The sequence below is a fragment of the Acidovorax sp. GW460-11-11-14-LB4 genome (assembly GCF_059423685.1).
Genome location: NZ_JBWKYJ010000028.1, coordinates 13,165 through 30,961 on the forward strand (window position 1 = coordinate 13,165; position 17,797 = coordinate 30,961).

Sequence of the window (17,797 nt, forward strand, 5' to 3'; positions counted from 1 at the left end):
GAAGGCGGGGGTAGAGGTCATGCCTGCAATTGTGCAAAAGCCTTGGTGAAGAAGTCGGTGCTGCCAAAGTTGCCCGACTTCAGCGTGATGTGCAGCCCGTCCTTCGCGTCGGGTGCCACGGCATGGCACCACGGCACGCCGGGGTCGATCTGCGCGCCAATGCGCATTTGCGTGATGCCCAGGGCCTGCACGCAGGCACCGGATGTTTCACCGCCCGCCACGATGAGCTGGCGCACACCGCGCTGCACCAGGCCGCGTGCAATGGCGGCGATGGTCTCTTCCACCATGGCACCGGCTTTTTCAGTGCCCAGCTTGCCCTGAATGGCGCGCACGGCCGAGGGCTCGGCGGTGGAATACACCAGCACCGGGCCTTGGCCAATGTGACCCTCAGCCCAAGCCAGCGCTTCGGCGGCCACGTCCACGCCTGCAGCAATGCGCAGCGGGTCGATGGCCAGAGCGGGCTTGCCCGCCTTGATGAAATCCATCACCTGCTGGTTGGTGGCTACCGAGCAGCTGCCCGACACGATGGCCTGCAGCCCCTGGGCGGCGGGCAGGCGGGCGGCCTCGTTGCTGGGGGCCACGCCAAAGTTGCCCGGCAGGCCAATGGCCACGCCCGAGCCCGCTGTGACCAGCGGCATGCCCTTGAGGGCAGGGCCCAGGCGCAGCAGGTCGGCGTTCGACACCGCATCCACCACGGCCATGCGCACGCCCTCGGCCTTGAGTTGATCGATGCGCGCGCGGATGGCGGCCTCGCCCTGTGCGACCACGCTGTGGTCGATCAAGCCCACGCGGCTGGGTGTTTGCGCCTGCAGCACGCGGACCAGGTTGGGGTCGGTCATAGGTGTGAGCGGGTGGTTCTGCATGCCGCTCTCGTTCAGCAGCACATCGCCCACAAAAAGATAGCCCTTGAACACGGTGCGCTTGTTGTCGGGGAAGGCGGGCGTAGCGATGGTGAAGTCGGTGCCCAGGGCCTGCATCAGCGCATCGGTCACGGGGCCGATGTTGCCTTCGGCCGTGCTGTCGAACGTGGAGCAGTACTTGAAATAGATTTGCTCGGCGCCCTGCGCCTGCAGCCACTGCAGCGCGGCCAGGGACTGGGCGATGGCCTCGTCTTTGGGAATGGTGCGCGACTTGAGCGCGACCACGATGGCATCGGCCTCGGTATCCAACGGTGCCGTGGGCACGCCCATGGCCTGCACCACGCGCATGCCGGCGCGCACCAGGTTGTTGGCCAGGTCGGTCGCGCCGGTGAAGTCGTCGGCAATGCAGCCCAGCAGTGCGCGTGTCATGCCTTTTTCTCCTTGCCTTCGGGCAGAGTGATACCCGGGAATATCTTGATCACGGCGCTGTCATCTTCCTTGGCAAAGCCAGCGGTGGACGCTTGCATGAACATCTGGTGCGCGGTGGCGGCCAGCGGCAGGGGGAATTTGCTGGCGCGTGCGGTGTCCAGCACCAGGCCCAGGTCCTTCACAAAAATATCGACGGCCGATAGCGGCGTGTAGTCGCCCGCCAGCACATGTGCCATGCGGTTTTCAAACATCCAGCTGTTGCCCGCGCTGTTCGTGATCACTTCATACAAGGCGCTGGCCTCCACGCCTTCGCGCAGGCCCAGGGCCATGGCTTCGGCGGCTACGGCAATGTGCACACCGGCCAGCAACTGGTTGATGATCTTGACCTTGCTGCCCGCGCCCGCCTTGTCACCCAGGCGGTACACCTTGCCAGCCATGCCGTCGAGCACCGCGTTGGCAGCGGCATAGGCCTCTGGCTTGGCCGAGGTCATCATGGTCATCTGGCCCGAAGCCGCCTTGGCCGCGCCGCCGGAGATGGGGGCGTCCACATAGTGCAGGCCCAGCGCGTTCAGGCGGGCTTCCATCGCCACGGACCAGTTGGGGTCCACGGTGGAGCACATCACAAAGGTGCTGCCGGGGCGCATGGTGGTGGCTGCACCGCTCTTGCCGTCGTCGCCAAACAGCACGCTCTCGGTCTGCGCGGCGTTGACCACCACCGACACCACCACATCACTCACCGCCGCCAGCGCAGCCGTGGTGGCATGGGCTGTGCCACCGTCTGCCACAAAGGCATCGGCCACGCCGGGACGCACGTCACACACGTGGATGGTGAAACCGTTGTTGCGCAGGGTCTTGGCAATGCCAGCGCCCATGGCGCCCAGGCCGATGATGCCGACGGTGGGTTTTGTCATGTTGTCAGTCCTTCAAAGAAATTCAAAAAGGGGGCGTTCAGGCCACCAGCACCCAAAGCAAAGCCGTGAGTGCAAAACCCGCCAGGCCCAGCACGGTGGTCAGCACGGTCCAGGTGCGCAGGCCATCGCCCACGCTCAGGCCCAGGTAGCGCGTCACGATCCAGAAGCCCGAATCGTTGACGTGCGACAGGCCCAGGCTGCCAAAGCCAATGGCAACCGTGAGCAGCGCCACTTGCAAGGGGGAATACCCGCCACCCGCCATCGCGTCGGCCAGCAGGCCGCAAGTGGTGATGATGGCCACGGTGGCCGAGCCCTGTGCGGCACGCAGCGCCAGAGAAATGATGAACGCCAGCAAGATCAGCGGCAGGTGCGTGGCCGTGAGGCTTTGCGACAGCGCCGTGCCAATGCCGCTGGCGGTGAGCACCTTGGCAAACACGCCACCTGCGCCAGTCACCAGAATCACGGTGGCGGCAGGGGGCAGGGCAGATTCCATGATGGCGTTGGTGCGCTCACGGTTCCAGCCCTGGTTGCGGCCCAGCAGGAACATCGCCAGACCCACGGCCACCATCAGCGCAAAGATGGGCGAGCCGATGAAGCCCAGCACGTTACGCAGGCTGTCACCCTTGGGCAGCAGGGTGGCACCGGTGGTGCCCGCCATGATGAGGGCCAGCGGGATCAGGATGAGCGCCATGATGGTGCCCACGCCGGGGGCATTGCCCTGCTTGCTGGTCTTGCTTTCTTCGCTATTGCCAAAGGCCGCAAACTGCTCTGCCGTGGTGGGCAGCATGGGGTAGCCCTTGCGGTTGAGCCAGCCTGCTACGACCTGCGACAACGCCGCCAGCGGGATGCAGATGGCCAGGCCAATGATGGTGATCCAGCCAATATCGCCCTTGACGATGGCCGCGCCGCCCACGATGCCAGGGTGCGGCGGCACCACCACGTGCGCGGCCAGCATGATGCCCGCCACGGGCAGGCCGAACTTGATGGGGTTGACGCCCGCTGCCTTGCAAAAGCCATAGACGATGGGCACCAGGATGATGAAGCCCACGTCAAAAAACACCGGGATGGCCAGCACCAGCGCTGCGGCCGTGAGGGCCATGGGCACCCGTGTGGGGCCCAGCAGCTGCGTGAAGCGGTTGGCCAGGCTGGCCGCACCGCCCGAGACCTCGATCATGCGCCCCAGCATGGAGCCCAGCGCCACCAGGATGGCGACCGAACCCAGCGTGCCGCCCATGCCCGCAATCAGCGTGCTGATGATGTCGCCAATGGGCATGCCGGTGGCAAACGCCACCAGAAAGCTCACCAGCATCATCGCCACGAAGGCGTGGACCTGCCAGCGGATGATGAGCAACAGGAGCAGGCCAATGCTGCCGGCGCCGATGCCGAGAAGTGCGAGGGTGGACATGAACGGGGTATCTCCGGGATGGAAGGGGCTGACCCAGGCTAGAGCCGCTCAAAGCGGCCCTGCAGGGGGTTCCAGCTGCACCTTGGTTGGTGTGTTTATATGGTTATCATACAAATTATCGCGCACGGCACTGCTACGGGTTAACCCGCGGCTGCCAGTGCGTGGGCATGGTCGGTGAAGCGGTTTTGAGGCGTTTTGGTGCTCAAGCGCTAGTGCAATATGCCTGAGCAGCTACCAAATATGTAGCAGATCACTGATGTGTTGAGACGCAAGCCCGGCGCACAGGCTTGGGACGTGGCTCAGAACACCAGCGGCGTGGATGCGGCCACCAGCGGCTGGGCCAGCCGCGCGCCGTCCTGGGCCCAGAACGTGAGGTCGGCCTGCTCGATGCGGGCCAGTGCGTTCTTCATGTGCTGCGCGGCAGCCGCCCGCGCGGCCACCGGGTCGCCCGCCTCGATGGCGCGCACGATGTGGCTGTGCTCGTGGGTCACCGCATCGGCAAAGTCGGTGCGGCGCGCCTCGTTGGCACGGGTCACGCGGGTGGCGCCCTTGAGGAACTGCGCCAGATAGTCCAGCGTGCTGATCATGAACGGGTTGCCTGCCGCCCGGGCGATGGCGCGGTGGAACAGCACATCTTCTTCCACCCCGTCGCGGCCTGCACGCACGGCGTCGGCGATGTGCTGCATGGCGGCGCGTATGGCGGCCATGTCTGCATCGGTGCGCCGCAGGGCCGCCAGCTCGGCCACCTCGGCCTCCAGCGCACGCCTTACCTCCACGATCTGCATCACCGCCTCGCGCGATGCGGCCAGGGGTACATCGAACTGCAGCGGCTCGATGCCCGGAGCCAGCACATACACGCCGCTGCCCTGGCGCGAGTCCACCAGCCCCAGCGACTTGAGGCGCGAGATGGCCTCGCGCACCACTGTGCGGCTCACCTGGAACTGCTGCGCCAGCACCGCCTCGGTGGGCAGCTTGTCGGACGCCTGGATGCGGCCCGCGCGGATCTCGGCCTCCAGCGCGCTGGCCACCTGGTCGGAGAGCTTGGCGCTGGGTTTGACGGCGGAGAACGGCGAAGACATGGGTGGGGCGGGAAGTGGGGCGTGAAGTCGGTGCCGGGTGGTGCTGGCAGGCCGGGGCGCAGTTGACTTTACCCGAAGGGCACTGCGCCGGAATCGTTTGTTTGCCGCGCTACTTGGGCGCCGGGCAGGAGTCGTCCAGTTTGGCGAGGCCCGCCAGCTTCTGCAGCCGGCTGCGGTTGTCCAGGCAGGCCTGGTACTGCGCCTCGGCCGCCTTCTGCTGGGCCTGCGCCGCCGCCTTGCTGCGCTCGGCCTGGAGCTGGGCCACACGCTCGCGGATTTGCGGCATCACGGCCAGCGCGGCCTTCTCGCCTTCCACGATGGCATTGGCGCGCTGGCTGAAGTCGGCGGAGCCAATGTCGAGCACCTGGGGGCGGATGATCACGTCGGCCCGCGCCAGCTCGGCCTGGCCCAGCTTCTGGCCCATGATGGCAATCGACTGGTTCAGCGCACCCAGCATGTTGCCCGGCGTTTGGCCCCGGGCCTTGTTGGAGATATCCACCGCGATCACGATGTCGGCGCCCAGCTGGCGTGCGGCATCCACAGGCACAGGGCTCACGATGCCGCCATCCACAAAATGGTATTTGCCGATGGTGACGGGCTGGAACACACCGGGCACGCTGCTCGATGCGCGCACGGCCTGGCCGGTGTTGCCGCGTGCAAACACCGTGCGCTCGCCGTCTTCCAGCCGCGTGGCCACCACGACGAAGGGCTTTGCCATCTGTTCCAGCGGCTTGCGGCGCACCTGCTCGTTCACATAGTCTTCGAGCTTCTGTCCCAGTACCAGCCCGCCGGACGACAGCTGCAGGTCGCGGATCTTGGCCTCGTCCAGCGCCACGGCCTTTTCCTGCATCTCGAAGGCGTTCATGCCGCTGGCATACAGCGCGCCGACCACGCTGCCTGCGCTGGTGCCCGAGACCACGGCGGGCGCCAGGCCATTGGCCTCCAGCATCTTGATCACGCCGATGTGCGCAAAGCCTTTGGCCGCGCCACCGCCCAGGGCGATGCCGATTCGGATGGGTGGAGTGGTGGATGTGGTCGTAGCGGCAGGTGGCGCGTCGCCCGCCGCGGGCTGGGTCGGGGCCGTGCCGCCGCATGCGGCCAGACCTGCTGCGGCCCCAAGGGCCAGAAGGCGCAAAAGAATGGTCAAGCGCATGCGGTGTGATCCTGCTGTCGTCCAAACGGGGCGGGCAGTATAGCGGCAGGGTGCCGAGTCACCGGTTAGTGGTGTCTTTTGCTACTGAAAGAGGAGCTGCTTGCGCTTGGCATACAAGCGCCAGAGCCCACTACCGCCAGAAATCGCGGTGCAGGGCCGTGATCTCGTCTTGCAGCGCAGGCACCGGCCCCAGCACCTCGGTGGGGCGCTGGCCGCTCGCAAACACCGTGCGGCAAGGCAGGGCCAGCGTGGGGTTCTCGGGGTGGTCGCCCGTCAGGGCGAGCAGGGCGGCTTCTTCGGCGCCATACAGCACGCGGCCGATGCCCGCCCAGTAGATGGTGCCTGCACACATAGCGCAGGGCTCGAAGGTAGTGACCAGGGTGCACTGGGCGAGATAAGCGCCGGGATAGTTGGCCGCCGCCGTGCGGGCCAGCGTGCTCTCGGCATGGTTCACGGTGTCGATGTTGCCCTGCTCGGCCAGCACGGTCTCGCCATCGGGCGCAACCAGCAGCGCGCCGAAGGGATGGCGGCCCATGTCCTTGGCGCGCTGGGCCACGGCGTTGGCGCGGCGCAGCAGCGTGGCTGCCTGGGCTTCGCTCAACGCCGTCGGGTTATTCACCTTGAGAACCCCGGTGCGCCCAACCCGTGGTGCGTTTTTCGATCCAGCTGAACAGCTCGTACATCACCATGGCCATGGCGCCCACCACCATCAGGCCCGCAAAGGCCAGGCCCATTTGCATGGACGAGCCCGCGCTGATGAGCAGGTAGCCGATGCCTTCGTTCGCAGCGGTCATTTCAGACACGGTGGTGCCCACAAAGGCCAGCGTGATGGCGACCTTGAGCGAGCCGTAGAAGTACGGCATGGAGCGCGGCAGGCCCACCTTGGTCAGCACGTCCCAGCGCTTGGCGCCCAGCACGCGCAGCACGTCTTCCAGCTCGGGCTCCAGCGTGGCGAGGCCGGTGGCGATGTTGACCATGATGGGGAAGAAGCTGATGAGGAACGCCGTGAGGATGGCCGGGCCCACGCCAATGCCGAACCACACCACCAGGATGGGCACGAACGCTGCCTTGGGCAGTGCGTTGAAGGCCGTCATCAGCGGGTACACGGCGGCGTAGGCCAGGCGCGAAGAGCCGATCACAAAGCCCAGCAGCACCCCCACGACGATGGCGATGCCAAAGCCGGCCATGGTGACCCAGAAGGTGCGCCAGGCGTGGCCTGCGATGACGCCGCCAAACTCCACCAGCTGGGTGGCTATTGCCCAGGGGCTGGGGAAGATGAACTCGGAGACATTGAAGGCCGAACAGATGATCTGCCACAGCAGGATGGTGGCGGTCAGCAGCAGCCAGGGAGACCAGCGCTCGACGGTTTTCTTGTGCATGGGATGAGGCGCTTTCTTGTTATTGCTGGATGGGCGCGCCGGCCTTGCGCAGTGCGCCGATGTGGCCGCGCAGTTCGTGGACGATGTCGGTGAACTCCTTGGTGTAGGTCACCTCCAGGTCGCGCGGGCGGGGCAGTTCGATCCCCTTGCGCACCACAAACCGGCCGGGGCTCTTGCTCATCACATACACCGTATCGGCCAGAAAGACCGACTCGCGCAGGTCGTGCGTGACCAGGATCACGTTGAACTGCTGCTCGGTCCACAGGTCGCGCAGGATGCACCACAGCTCCTCGCGGGTGAAGGCGTCGAGCGCGCCAAAGGGTTCGTCCAGCAGCAGCATCTTGGGCTCGTGGATCAGCGCGCGGCAGATGCTGGCGCGCTGCTGCATGCCGCCCGACAGCTGCCAGGGGAACTTGTCTTCGTACCCCGCAAGGCCCACCTTCTGCAGCAGCTTGCGGGCGCGTTCTTCGTATTCCTTGCGTTTTTGCTTGAAGTTGCTGCGGTAGGGCTCGACGATTTCGAGCGGCAGCAGCACGTTGTCCACGGTGGTGCGCCAGGGCAGCAGCGAAGGCGCCTGGAAGGCCATGCCCGAGACCTTGAGCGGCCCCGTCACCGGCTGCCCGTCGATGAGGATCTTGCCCATGGAGGGCATCTTCAACCCGGTGGCCAGCTTCATGAAGGTGGACTTGCCGCAACCCGAGGGGCCCACGATGGCGATGAATTCGCCCTGGCGTACCTGCAGGTCGATGGCTTCGACCGCAAACTGGTTCTTGGCGCGCAGCTCGTCGTTGTAGGCGAGCCAGACGTCCCGGAAGTCCACAAAATAGTTGTCAGCAGCCTGCATGGAAGTTTTTATGCTCAGAATGGCCGCAAGCGCTATTGAATCATGCGCTTGCAGCTATCAAATTAATAGTAATTACTTCTTGGGCAGGATGTTCAGCTCGGCCGCGCTGGGCAGAAAGCTGGCGTTCCACACATCGTCGGCGTTCACGCGGGTCTTGGTGTTGAACGCATCCGATACCTGCGACGCCATCAGCGAGAGGCGTCCGGGCTTGAGCTGGCCAAAGCCTTCGGTGCGGGCGTCGGGGCTGTTGATCACCGTGTCGATGGCCAGCTGCAGGCGGCGGGTTTCGAGCGGCACGTTCACGATGCCGTCGCGTGCCTTGACGTATTCGATGGAGGCTGCGGGGTTGGCAATGACTTCCTTGGCGCCCTTGGTGAAGGCCGACAGGAACGCCTTGATGGCGGCCGGGTTCTCCTTGATGAGCTTGGGGCTGGCGATGATCACGTTGCCGTACAGCTTGACGCCGAAGTCGGCATAAGGCAGCACCACCACATCGGCGGCCTTGGCGCCCCGGGCTTCCAGGTTGAGCAGCGAGGTGAAGGTGAAGCCGGTGATGGCGTCCACGTCGCCGCGCACCAGCATGGTTTCGCGCAGTGGCGGGTCCATGGCGGTCCAGGTCACGGCGCCGATGCCGTTGGCCTTCTGGAAGATGGGAAACGCGCGGCGGCCTGCGTCGAACACGGGGGCGCCCAGCTTCTTGCCGGCCAGATCGGCGGGCTTGGTGATGCCGCTCTTTTTCAGCGCCATGACCGAGGCGGGCGTGTTGTTGTAGACCACCATCACCGCCACGGGCTTGTTCTGCGCGTCGGGGTTGTTGGCGTGGAACTCCATCACGGCGGCCAGGTCGGCAAAGCCCATGTCGTACGTGCCCGATGCCACGCGCTGCACTGCGCCGCCGGAGCCGTTGCCCGCATCCACGGCCACATCCAGGCCTGCGGCCTTGAAATAGCCCTTGGCCACAGGCTGCAGGAACAGCGCGGCTGGGCCTTCAAAACGCCAGTCGAGCTGGAACTTGATGGGCGTGGGGGCCTGCGCCTGGGCCAGCGAGGTGCTGCCGATCAGGGCCAGGGCGGCGGCGGTTTGCATGAACAGTCTTTTTTTCATTCGGGGCTCCTGTCGGGCGAGGGGAAATTCGGTGAGGGAAGGCACTGGCCCCTTTGATGGGCCATGGTCTTGCAGTCAGCAAAAACGATGCCCGGTTTGTGTACGCGGGTGCTTTGCTGCGCCCCATTGTTCACCGAAGTGGTGCGCGTCAGCATGCTGGGTTTCCCGAAATGGTGCATGCGCACGGCCAGGGATTGGCTTGCCCATGAAAAACGGGGCCCGAGGGCCCCGTTGCAACGGTGTGTGGGCAGGCCTGCTCACGGCCTGCGCTCAGGTCAGCACGGCACAGCGCGCTCAGCGTGGCCGGGCGGCAGCGCTGGCCACGGCCAGGGCCGTCATGTTGAGCACCCGGCGTACGGTGGCGGCCGGGGTCAGGATGTAGGCCGTGGCAGCGGCGCCCATCAGGATGGGACCCACCGTGACGCCACCGCTGGTGGTCGTCTTGAGCACGTTGTAGAGGATGTTGGCAGCATCCAGGTTGGGGCAGATCAGCAGGTTGGCCGAGTCCGTCAGGGTCGAATCCGCCATGTAGGCGTTGCGGATGTTCGGCTCCAGCGCGGCATCGCCGTGCAGCTCGCCATCACACTCGATCTCGGGGTGGGCGGCCACGAACAGGTCGCGCGCCTCGCGCATCTTGCGGGCCGATGCGCGCTTGGACGAGCCATAGCTGGAGTGCGACAGGAAGGCGACTTTGGGTGGGATGCCAAAGCGTTGCACCTCCTGCACAGACATCCAGGCGATGTCCGCCAGCTGCTGGGCCGTGGGGTCTTCGTTCACATAGGTGTCGGCAATGAACAGCGTGCCCCGGTTGGTCATCAGCGCGTTCAGCGCCGCGTAGTTGTTGGCGCCTTCCTGGCGGCCGATGATGCTGTGGATGCGCTCCAGGTGCGTTTCATACGTGCCCACCAGGCCGCAGATCATGGCGTCAGCATCGCCCAGCTTGACCATCAGCGAGGCGATGATGGTGTTGGAGCGGCGCACGGCGGCCTTGGCCACTTCGGGCGAGGCGCCGTTGCGCTTCATGAGCTGGTGGTAGTGCTCCCAGTACTGGCGAAAGCGCGGGTCGTCCTCGGGGTTGCACACCTCCACGTCCTTGCCCAGCTGCATGCGCAGGCCGGCCTTGGCGATGCGCGCGGCAATCACGGCGGGGCGGCCGATGAGGATGGGCGTGGCGATCTTGTCGTCGATGGCCATCTGCGCGGCGCGCAGGGCGCGTTCGTCTTCACCGTCGGCGTAGGCCACGCGCTTTTGTGCATCGGGCAGGGCCTTGGCCGCGTTGATCACGGGGCGCATCAGCATGCCGGTCTGGTAGACAAAGCGCGACAGCGTTTCCTTGTAGGCCTCCATGTCTTCGATGGGGCGCGTGGCAACGCCCGATTCAGCAGCGGCCTTGGCCACGGCGGGCGCGATCTTGAGGATCAGGCGCGAGTCGAACGGCGTGGGGATGAGGTAGTCAGGGCCAAAGGTCAGCTCTTTGCCTGCATAGGCGCTGGCCACTTCTTCGCTGATGTCGGCCTTGGCCAGGTCGGCGATCTGGCGCACGCAGGCCAGCTTCATGGCCTCGGTGATCTTGGTGGCACCGCAGTCCAGCGCGCCGCGGAAGATGTACGGGAAGCACAGGACGTTGTTGACCTGGTTGGGGTAGTCCGAGCGGCCCGTGGCGATGATGCAGTCGGGGCGAATGGCCTTGGCGAGTTCGGGGCGGATTTCAGGCTCGGGGTTGGCCAGCGCCAGGATGATGGGCTTGGGGCCCATGGTCTTGACCATCTCGGCCGTGAGCACGCCGGGGGCCGAGCAGCCCAGGAACACGTCGGCGCCGTTGACCGCATCGGCCAGCGTGCGGGCGTCGGTCTTTTGCGCGTAGGCCGCCTTGGATTCGTCGTAGCCACCGGGGCGGCCTTCGTAGATCACGCCCTTGGAGTCGCACACGAAGACGTTCTCGATCTTCACGCCCAGGCCCACCATCACGTTCAGGCAGGCAATGGCGGCCGCTCCCGCGCCCGACACGGCGATCTTGACCTGGTCGATCTGCTTGCCCACCAGCTCCAGTCCATTGAGCAGCGCCGCGCTGCTGATGATGGCCGTGCCGTGCTGGTCGTCATGGAACACCGGGATGTTCATGCGCTTGCTGAGTTCGCGCTCGATGTAGAAGCACTCGGGCGCCTTGATGTCTTCGAGGTTGATGCCGCCCAGCGTGGGCTCCAGCGCCGCGATGATTTCGATGAGCTTGTCGGGGTCGCGTTCGGCCAGTTCGATGTCGAACACGTCGACGCCCGCGAACTTCTTGAACAGGCAGCCCTTGCCTTCCATCACCGGCTTGCTGGCCAGCGGGCCGATGTCACCCAGGCCCAGCACGGCCGTGCCGTTGGTGATCACCGCGACCAGGTTGCCGCGCGAGGTGAAGTCAAACGCCTTGGAAGGGTCGGCGGCGATGTCAAGGCACGGGTAAGCCACGCCCGGCGAGTAGGCCAGCGACAGGTCGCGCTGGTTGGACAAAGGCTTGGTGGGGGTGACCGAAATCTTGCCCCGGGTGGGGTTGCGGTGGTATTCGCGCGCAGCGTCGCGCAGGGCCTGTTCGGCGGCGGAAATGTTCTGTGTCATGCGGAAATCCTGGAAGTCCTGGGCGGAAAGCAAAAACAAGGGTACCCGATGGCGTGGGCGGCGGACATGCAGGTTTATGCGTATGCAGCATGAAGCCAAAACCCCCTGGCAGCCGTGGCGGACAGGGGGCGGGGCCACGCGGGCAGTGGCAGGTTTTCGGCAGCGGGCAGGCGGGATGCTAGTGGGCGTCGGCCTGGCGTGCGGCGTTGACAGCGGCGGAGGTGTCGCGGCTGGCGCCATTGAAGAAAACGTTCAGGGCCACCGCCGTGATCGAGGCCAGGAGGATACCGGATTCGATCAGCGGGTGGATGGCGTGCGGCATCCACTGGCGGAAGTTGGGTGCGATCAGCGGCACCATGCCCACGCCGATGGAAACGGCCACGATCATGGCGTTGAAGCGGTTGGTCTTGAAGTCCACCCCGCCCAGGATGCGGATGCCCGTGGCCGCCACCATGCCGAACATCACCAGCCCCGCGCCGCCCAGCACCATGGTGGGCAGCGACTCGACCAGTGCGGCCATCTTGGGCAGCACGCCCAGCACGATCAGGATCACACCACCCGCCACGCACACAAAGCGGCTCTTGACGCCGGTGACGGCGACCAGCCCCACGTTCTGCGAGAAGCTGGTGTACGGAAAGGTGTTGAAGATGCCGCCCAGCAGCGTGCCCAGGCCATCGGTGCGCAGGCCGCGCGTGAGGGCTGCCTGGTCCACCTTGCGGTCGGTCATCTCGCCCAGGGCCAGGAACATGCCGGTGGATTCGATCATGACCACGATCATCACCAGCGTCATGGTCAGGATCAGGATGGGGTCGAACACGGGGCCGGCAATCTCGAACGGCAGCACCAGATCAAACCACTGCGCCTTGGCCACCTTGTCGAAGTTCATCATGCCCAGCGCCACGGCCACCACGGCACCAATGACGATGCCCAGCAGCACCGAGATGTTGGCGACGAAGCCCTTGGCAAACTTGGCAATCAGCAGGATGGACAGCAGCACCAGGCCCGAGATGCCCACACCGGTCAGGTCGGCGTACTTGGGGTTGGGCACCGTGGGCACCACCGCAAACCCCTTGGGCACCGGTGGCAGTGACGAGCCGGGGGCTCCGGCAGCAGCCTGCGCATCGGCCAGCCACTTGAGGTGCTCGGGGTTGGGCACGCTGGGCGCCGTGGGGCCCACGGGGTTGCCAAAGATCCAGTTGATGCCCACGCGCATCAGGCTGATGCCGATGACTGCAATGATGGTGCCGGTGACCACCGGCGGGAAGAAACGGAGCATGCGGCTCACCAGCGGAGCGATCAGGATGGAGATGACACCCGCCCCGATCACCGAGCCAAAGATCAGCCCGGCCCCGGCGGTGCCGCCGGTGGTCTGCGCCATCGAGATCATGGGCGCCACAGAGGCAAAGGTCACCCCCATCATCACCGGCAGCTGAATGCCAAACCAGCGCGAGGCGCCCAGCGCCTGGATCAGCGTGACCAGCCCGCACACAAACAGGTCGGCCGAGATCAGCTTGGCCACCTGGTCGGGCGTGAGGTTGAGCGCGCGGCCCACGATGAGCGGCACCGCCACGGCACCCGTATACATCACCAGCACATGCTGCAGGCCCAGCGCCGTGAGTCGCCCCAGGGGCAGGTGTTCGTCCACGGGGTGTACGGGCGGGTTCATGGGTGTCCTTCGGGGGTTGGTTTTTGAATACGGAATGGAAACCTGTGCCGAATGGTGCACAGATGTCCATACAAAAATCGTATACAAAATGACCGAGAGCGCTTATCCCGGTTAACCCTTAGAAGGGCGCAGCAAAGTACCCGCCTGCCGTGGACGCAGGCGATGGGAAGGTTGGGGGCCGGGGCGTGCCCGGCGTGGGCTAGCCCAGGTCCGTGGATGCAGACTTGGTGCGTTGACTGGTCAGCGGTGCCAGCGACTCGCGCAGGCGGTCGCGCACCAGCGGCTGGCCGGGGTTGAGGGCGCCTTCCACATGGCCAATGTGGGCGAGCATGCGTTCGCGGGCCAGGGTGGTGTTGCCGGCCTCCAGCGCCTCCACAATGGCGGCATGCTCCGCACAAGACTGGCCGGCCGCGTGCTGCGACTGGTACAGCGACGCGGCCAAGGTGGTGCGCGCCGTGAGGTCGCGCAGGATGTCGCTCAGGCTGCGGTGGCCCATTGCCTCGGCCAGGCAGACGTGGAAGTCTGCGAGCAAAAAAGCGCGTGTGGCAGCGTCAGCTCCTTCGATGGCCTGCTGTTCGTCGGCGATGTGCGCACGCAGGCGGCGGGTCACGCTCTGCAGCGGGCGGCCCGCATCGGCCAGGATGCCCGACTCGATGATGCGCCGGGCGGAGAACGCGTCGCGTGCATCCTCCACCGAGGGCTCCACCACGTACCAGCCCCGGCGCGAGCGCACTTCCACAAAGCCCCGTGCCTGCAGCTGCATCAGGGCCTCGCGCACCAGCGTGCGGCTCACGCCGAACAGATCGGCCAGCTCCTGCTCGCCCAGGCGCTCGCCGGGCGAGAGTTTTTGCGCCAGGATGGATTCCACCACCTGCTGGGCGATCTGGGTCTGGTTGATGCTCATGGCGGGATTGTCGCGTGCTGTGCAGGGAGGCCTGCCCGATCAGGCACGCGGCGAGGGTGGCTCGCGGCCATCCAGCACGGCGTGGGCGCGTTCGCGGTCGATGTCGCCTTCCCAGGCTGCCACGGCCACGGTGGCGACACAGTTGCCAATGAGGTTGCCCAGCGCGCGGGCGATGCCCATGAACCAGTCCACCGACAACACCAGCACCAGGCCAATCGCCGGGATGGCAGGGATGGCCTGCAAGGTGGCTGCCAGCACGACGATGGCCGAGCCGGGCACGCCATGTGCGCCCTTGGAGGTGACCAGGGAGATCGCCAGGATCGTCAGCAGGTCGGCCATGGAAATCGGCGTGTTGGTGGCCTGGGCGATGAACACGGCGGCCAGTGTGATGTAGATCGAGAACGCGTCCAGGTTGAACGAGTAGCCCGTGGGGATCACCAGGCCCACGGTCGAATCGCGGATGCCCATGTGCTTGAGCTTGGCCATGATCTGGGGCAGCACGCTGTCGGACGACGTGGTGGCAAACACCACGGCCAGTTCCTCGCGCAGATAGCGCAGCAGCTTGAACAGGCTGAAGCCCGACACCCGCATGATGAGGCCCAGCACCACCACGACGAAGATGACCACCGCGGCGTAGAACAGCGCCACCAGCATGCCCAGCTGCTTGAGGGAACCCAGGCCGTATTTGCCCACGGTGAACGCGATGGCGCCCAGCACACCCAACGGTGCGAGCTTGATGATCAGGCCCATGGTCTTGAACAGCACATGCGACAGGTGATCGATCAGGCCGGTGACCCGCGCCCCGCGCTCACCGATCAATGCCAGGGCGCAGCCAAAAACGATGGAGAACAGCAGTACCTGCAGCACATCGCCGTTGGCAAACGCGCTCACGGCGGTGGTGGGAATGAGCTTGAGCAAGAAATCGGTGAAGCCGCCCCCGGTGAGCTTGCTGGCGTTTTCGGCGTAGGCACCCATGGCTTTGGGGTCGAGCGCCTTGGGGTCCACGTTCATGCCCACACCGGGCTCGAACCAGAACGCCAGCGCCAGGCCCAGCACCAGGGCGATGGAGGTGACCACCTCGAAGTAGATCAGCGATTTGACGCCCACCCGGCCTACCCGCTGCAGGTCGCCAGTGCCTGCAATGCCATGCACCACCACGCAGAAGACGATGAGCGGGATGAGCATCTTGATGAGCTTGATGAAGCCATCTCCCAGGGGCTTGAGCGCAATGGCGGTGTCGGGCCACACAAGGCCCACCACCACACCGGCTATCAAGGCCAGCACCACCTGACCAAAAAGGGATTTGAAAAACCGGGGCATGCCAACTCCTTCAGTAGCTTTTTGAACGCAAATCTTGCATACAAGAACTGTAGGCAAGTCTGAAGAGTGGCGGTATGAGGGTATGCCCGCATGGGGTTGCCAGAGGCGGCAATAAAAAGGCCACGCCCTTGTGGGGCGTGGCCTCGCAAATGTTGACAAGCACAGACTGCCCGCATGAAGCGGGCGCTGGCAATCAGTAGCCGAGGGTCTTGCCGTCGGGGTTGCGGGGGTCCGAGTAGCCGTACAGCGCGCCGCCACGGATCTGGATGGTCTGCGTGCGTCCCATCGAAGGCTTGACCGCGATGTTGTGGCCGCGTTGCTTGAGCAGGGCAATGGTGTCGGGCGAGAGGCCCTTTTCCACGCGCAGCTCGTCCGGCGTCCACTGGTGGTGCACGCGGGGTGCCGCTGCGGCCTCCGCAGGGTTCATGCCGAAGTCGATGGTGTTGACCACCGTCTGCAGCACCGTGGTGATGATGCGCGCGCCGCCGGGGCTTCCAGTGACCAGCGTGGGCTTGCCGTCCTTGAGCACCAGGGTGGGCGCCATCGACGACAGGGGGCGCTTCTTGGCGGCCACTGCGTTCGCGTCACCGCCGACTAGGCCATAGGCATTGGCCACGCCGGGCTTGGCCGAGAAGTCGTCCATCTCGTTGTTGAGCAGGATGCCCGTGCCCTTGGCCACGATGCCGCTGCCGAAGTTGGTGTTCAGCGTGTACGTCACGGCCACGGCGTTGCCTGCCTTGTCCACCACGCTGTAGTGGGTGGTCTGGTCGCTCTCATACGGCTGGGGCTGGCCGGGCTTGATCTCCTTGGCCGGGCGTGCGCGGTTGGGGTCGATGCCCTTGGCCAGCGATTCGGCATAGCGCTTGGAGGTCAGGCCCTTCAGCGGGATCTTCACGAAGTCTGGGTCGCCCAGGTATTCGGAGCGGTCGGCGTATGCCAGCTTGCTGCTCTCGGCCATGTAGTGGATGGTCTGCGCGCTGTTGGGGCCCCACTGGGCCAGGGGCAGGGACTCCAGCATGTTCAGGATCTGCACCAGGTGCGGGCCGCCCGAGGAGGGTGGGGGCATGGTCACGATCTCGTAGCCACGGTAGGTGCCACGCGTGGGGACGCGTTCGGCCACCTTGTATTCGCGCAGGTCTTGCAGGGTGATGGCGCCTGCGTGGGGTGCCATTTCGGCGGCGATCTTCTGGGCGATCTCGCCTTCGTAGAACGCCTTGGCGCCCTGCTGGGCAATCAGGCGCATGGATTGCGCCAGGTCTTTTTGCACCAGCGGGTCACCCACCTTCAGGGGTTCGCCGTTCTTCCAGAAGATGGCCTGGGTGGCAGGCCACTTGCCCATGTTCTTCTTCTCTTGCTGCAGGATCTTGGCGAGCGTTTCGCTCACCGGGAAGCCCTTGTCCGCCAGTTCGATGGCCGGGGCGATCACACGCGACAGGGGCAGGGTGCCCCAGCTCTTGAGTGCGTGTTCCATGCCCGCCACGGTGCCGGGAACGCCCACGGCATAGTGGGTGTACAGCGACTTGCCGTCCACCACATTGCCCTTGGCGTCCAGGTACATGTCGCGCGTGGCCTTCGATGGCGCCACTTCGCGGAAGTCGAGGGCCACGCTCTTGCCGGTCTTGGCGTCATGCACCATCATGAAGCCGCCACCACCCAGGTTGCCCGCATTGGGCAGGGCCACGGCCAGCGCAAAGCCAATGCCCACGGCCGCATCCACAGCGTTGCCACCGGCCTTGAGGATGTCCAGGCCAATCTGCGAGGCCAGCTCCTGCTCGGAGGCGACCATGCCATTGCGTGCCACCACGGGGTGGAACACATCCATGTCGAAGTCGTAAGCTGCACTGGCGGCCTGGGCCGAGGCGGTCTGCTGCACTGCGGACGCGGGTGCAGCCGTGGCTACCGGCGGCGTGCTGCCGCAGGCCGTGAGGCTGGCCAGGGCCAGCACAACGCTGCCAGCCAGCAGCGTATGACGAATGTTCATGGGATATCTCCTGGTGTGTGGAATCTGGAAATGACAACGGGCGCACCCAGTGGATGGATGCGCCCGCGCCAGTGTAGGTCGGTCAAAGGGCTGCCAGAGGCAATCTCGCCATGACATTGAAGCGCAGCACTGATGTGCTGCGTGCATTACTCATTGCCCTG

14 protein-coding genes are annotated in these 17,797 nt (G+C 65.5%); all 14 read right to left on the reverse strand.

Annotated elements, in window-relative coordinates; genetic code table 11:
* Positions 1-17: 17 nt before the first annotated feature.
* The 14 genes from otnK to ggt all read right to left on the reverse strand — a co-directional run bounded on the left by otnK (position 18) and on the right by ggt (position 17,636).
* Positions 18-1,289: a 3-oxo-tetronate kinase gene (otnK, locus tag AC07X4_RS12190; protein WP_494740193.1), complete on the reverse strand. Its 1,272-nt coding sequence runs from the start codon at positions 1,287-1,289 to the stop codon at positions 18-20.
* Entirely contained in the window at positions 1,286-2,200 is a 915-nt protein-coding gene (gene ltnD / locus AC07X4_RS12195) for an L-threonate dehydrogenase (protein WP_494740194.1), read from the reverse strand. The genes otnK and ltnD overlap by 4 nt, the downstream gene beginning before the upstream one ends.
* A 37-nt stretch (positions 2,201-2,237) precedes the next feature.
* Positions 2,238-3,605 carry a GntP family transporter gene (locus AC07X4_RS12200; RefSeq protein WP_494740195.1) on the reverse strand — a complete coding sequence of 456 codons (1,368 nt, stop codon included), beginning with the start codon at positions 3,603-3,605 and terminating at the stop codon, positions 2,238-2,240.
* Positions 3,606-3,904: 299 nt separating this feature from the next.
* Positions 3,905-4,684, reverse strand: coding sequence for a FadR/GntR family transcriptional regulator (locus AC07X4_RS12205; RefSeq protein ID WP_099729435.1), 780 nt, complete (start codon positions 4,682-4,684; stop codon positions 3,905-3,907).
* Between the two features lie 109 nt (positions 4,685-4,793).
* Positions 4,794-5,837: a patatin-like phospholipase family protein gene (locus tag AC07X4_RS12210; protein ID WP_494740196.1), complete on the reverse strand. Its 1,044-nt coding sequence runs from the start codon at positions 5,835-5,837 to the stop codon at positions 4,794-4,796.
* A 130-nt stretch (positions 5,838-5,967) separates the two neighbouring features.
* Complete coding sequence (locus AC07X4_RS12215; protein WP_255409855.1) at positions 5,968-6,456, reverse strand: nucleoside deaminase; 489 nt, start codon at positions 6,454-6,456, stop codon at positions 5,968-5,970.
* Complete coding sequence (locus tag AC07X4_RS12220; protein ID WP_056060732.1) at positions 6,449-7,216, reverse strand: ABC transporter permease; 768 nt, start codon at positions 7,214-7,216, stop codon at positions 6,449-6,451. The genes AC07X4_RS12215 and AC07X4_RS12220 overlap by 8 nt, the downstream gene beginning before the upstream one ends.
* A 19-nt stretch (positions 7,217-7,235) precedes the next feature.
* Positions 7,236-8,060, reverse strand: a complete 825-nt coding sequence (locus AC07X4_RS12225; protein ID WP_494740197.1) for an ABC transporter ATP-binding protein — start codon at positions 8,058-8,060, stop codon at positions 7,236-7,238.
* A gap of 72 nt (positions 8,061-8,132) precedes the next feature.
* Positions 8,133-9,164: an ABC transporter substrate-binding protein gene (locus AC07X4_RS12230; RefSeq protein WP_494740198.1), complete on the reverse strand. Its 1,032-nt coding sequence runs from the start codon at positions 9,162-9,164 to the stop codon at positions 8,133-8,135.
* A 294-nt stretch (positions 9,165-9,458) separates the two neighbouring features.
* Positions 9,459-11,765 carry an NADP-dependent malic enzyme gene (locus tag AC07X4_RS12235; RefSeq protein ID WP_056747727.1) on the reverse strand — a complete coding sequence of 769 codons (2,307 nt, stop codon included), beginning with the start codon at positions 11,763-11,765 and terminating at the stop codon, positions 9,459-9,461.
* 178 nt (positions 11,766-11,943) lie between these two features.
* Positions 11,944-13,431, reverse strand: coding sequence for a nucleobase:cation symporter-2 family protein (locus tag AC07X4_RS12240; protein ID WP_494740199.1), 1,488 nt, complete (start codon positions 13,429-13,431; stop codon positions 11,944-11,946).
* Positions 13,432-13,630: 199 nt separating this feature from the next.
* A complete protein-coding gene (locus AC07X4_RS12245) occupies positions 13,631-14,335 on the reverse strand; it encodes a GntR family transcriptional regulator (protein WP_494740200.1) in 705 nt (234 codons plus the stop codon).
* Between the two features lie 39 nt (positions 14,336-14,374).
* On the reverse strand, positions 14,375-15,655 hold the full coding sequence (locus AC07X4_RS12250) for a C4-dicarboxylate transporter DctA (RefSeq protein WP_494740201.1): 1,281 nt from the start codon (positions 15,653-15,655) through the stop codon (positions 14,375-14,377).
* Between the two features lie 193 nt (positions 15,656-15,848).
* Positions 15,849-17,636, reverse strand: coding sequence for a gamma-glutamyltransferase (ggt, locus tag AC07X4_RS12255; RefSeq protein ID WP_494740202.1), 1,788 nt, complete (start codon positions 17,634-17,636; stop codon positions 15,849-15,851).
* Between the last annotated feature and the right edge of the window lie 161 nt (positions 17,637-17,797).

Excerpts from the sequence above, each read along its gene's own strand:
- ggt (WP_494740202.1), bottom strand. The coding sequence starts at position 17,636 with ATGAACATTCGTCATACGCTGCTGGCTGGCAGCGTTGTGCTGGCCCTG.
- AC07X4_RS12245 (WP_494740200.1), bottom strand. The coding sequence starts at position 14,335 with ATGAGCATCAACCAGACCCAGATCGCCCAGCAGGTGGTGGAATCCATC.
- AC07X4_RS12205 (WP_099729435.1), bottom strand. The coding sequence starts at position 4,684 with ATGTCTTCGCCGTTCTCCGCCGTCAAACCCAGCGCCAAGCTCTCCGAC.
- AC07X4_RS12240 (WP_494740199.1), bottom strand. The coding sequence starts at position 13,431 with ATGAACCCGCCCGTACACCCCGTGGACGAACACCTGCCCCTGGGGCGA.
- AC07X4_RS12200 (WP_494740195.1), bottom strand. The coding sequence starts at position 3,605 with ATGTCCACCCTCGCACTTCTCGGCATCGGCGCCGGCAGCATTGGCCTG.
- AC07X4_RS12220 (WP_056060732.1), bottom strand. The coding sequence starts at position 7,216 with ATGCACAAGAAAACCGTCGAGCGCTGGTCTCCCTGGCTGCTGCTGACC.
- AC07X4_RS12225 (WP_494740197.1), bottom strand. The coding sequence starts at position 8,060 with ATGCAGGCTGCTGACAACTATTTTGTGGACTTCCGGGACGTCTGGCTC.
- otnK (WP_494740193.1), bottom strand. The coding sequence starts at position 1,289 with ATGACACGCGCACTGCTGGGCTGCATTGCCGACGACTTCACCGGCGCG.
- AC07X4_RS12210 (WP_494740196.1), bottom strand. The coding sequence starts at position 5,837 with ATGCGCTTGACCATTCTTTTGCGCCTTCTGGCCCTTGGGGCCGCAGCA.
- AC07X4_RS12235 (WP_056747727.1), bottom strand. The coding sequence starts at position 11,765 with ATGACACAGAACATTTCCGCCGCCGAACAGGCCCTGCGCGACGCTGCG.
- ltnD (WP_494740194.1), bottom strand. The coding sequence starts at position 2,200 with ATGACAAAACCCACCGTCGGCATCATCGGCCTGGGCGCCATGGGCGCT.
- AC07X4_RS12250 (WP_494740201.1), bottom strand. The coding sequence starts at position 15,655 with ATGCCCCGGTTTTTCAAATCCCTTTTTGGTCAGGTGGTGCTGGCCTTG.
- AC07X4_RS12230 (WP_494740198.1), bottom strand. The coding sequence starts at position 9,164 with ATGAAAAAAAGACTGTTCATGCAAACCGCCGCCGCCCTGGCCCTGATC.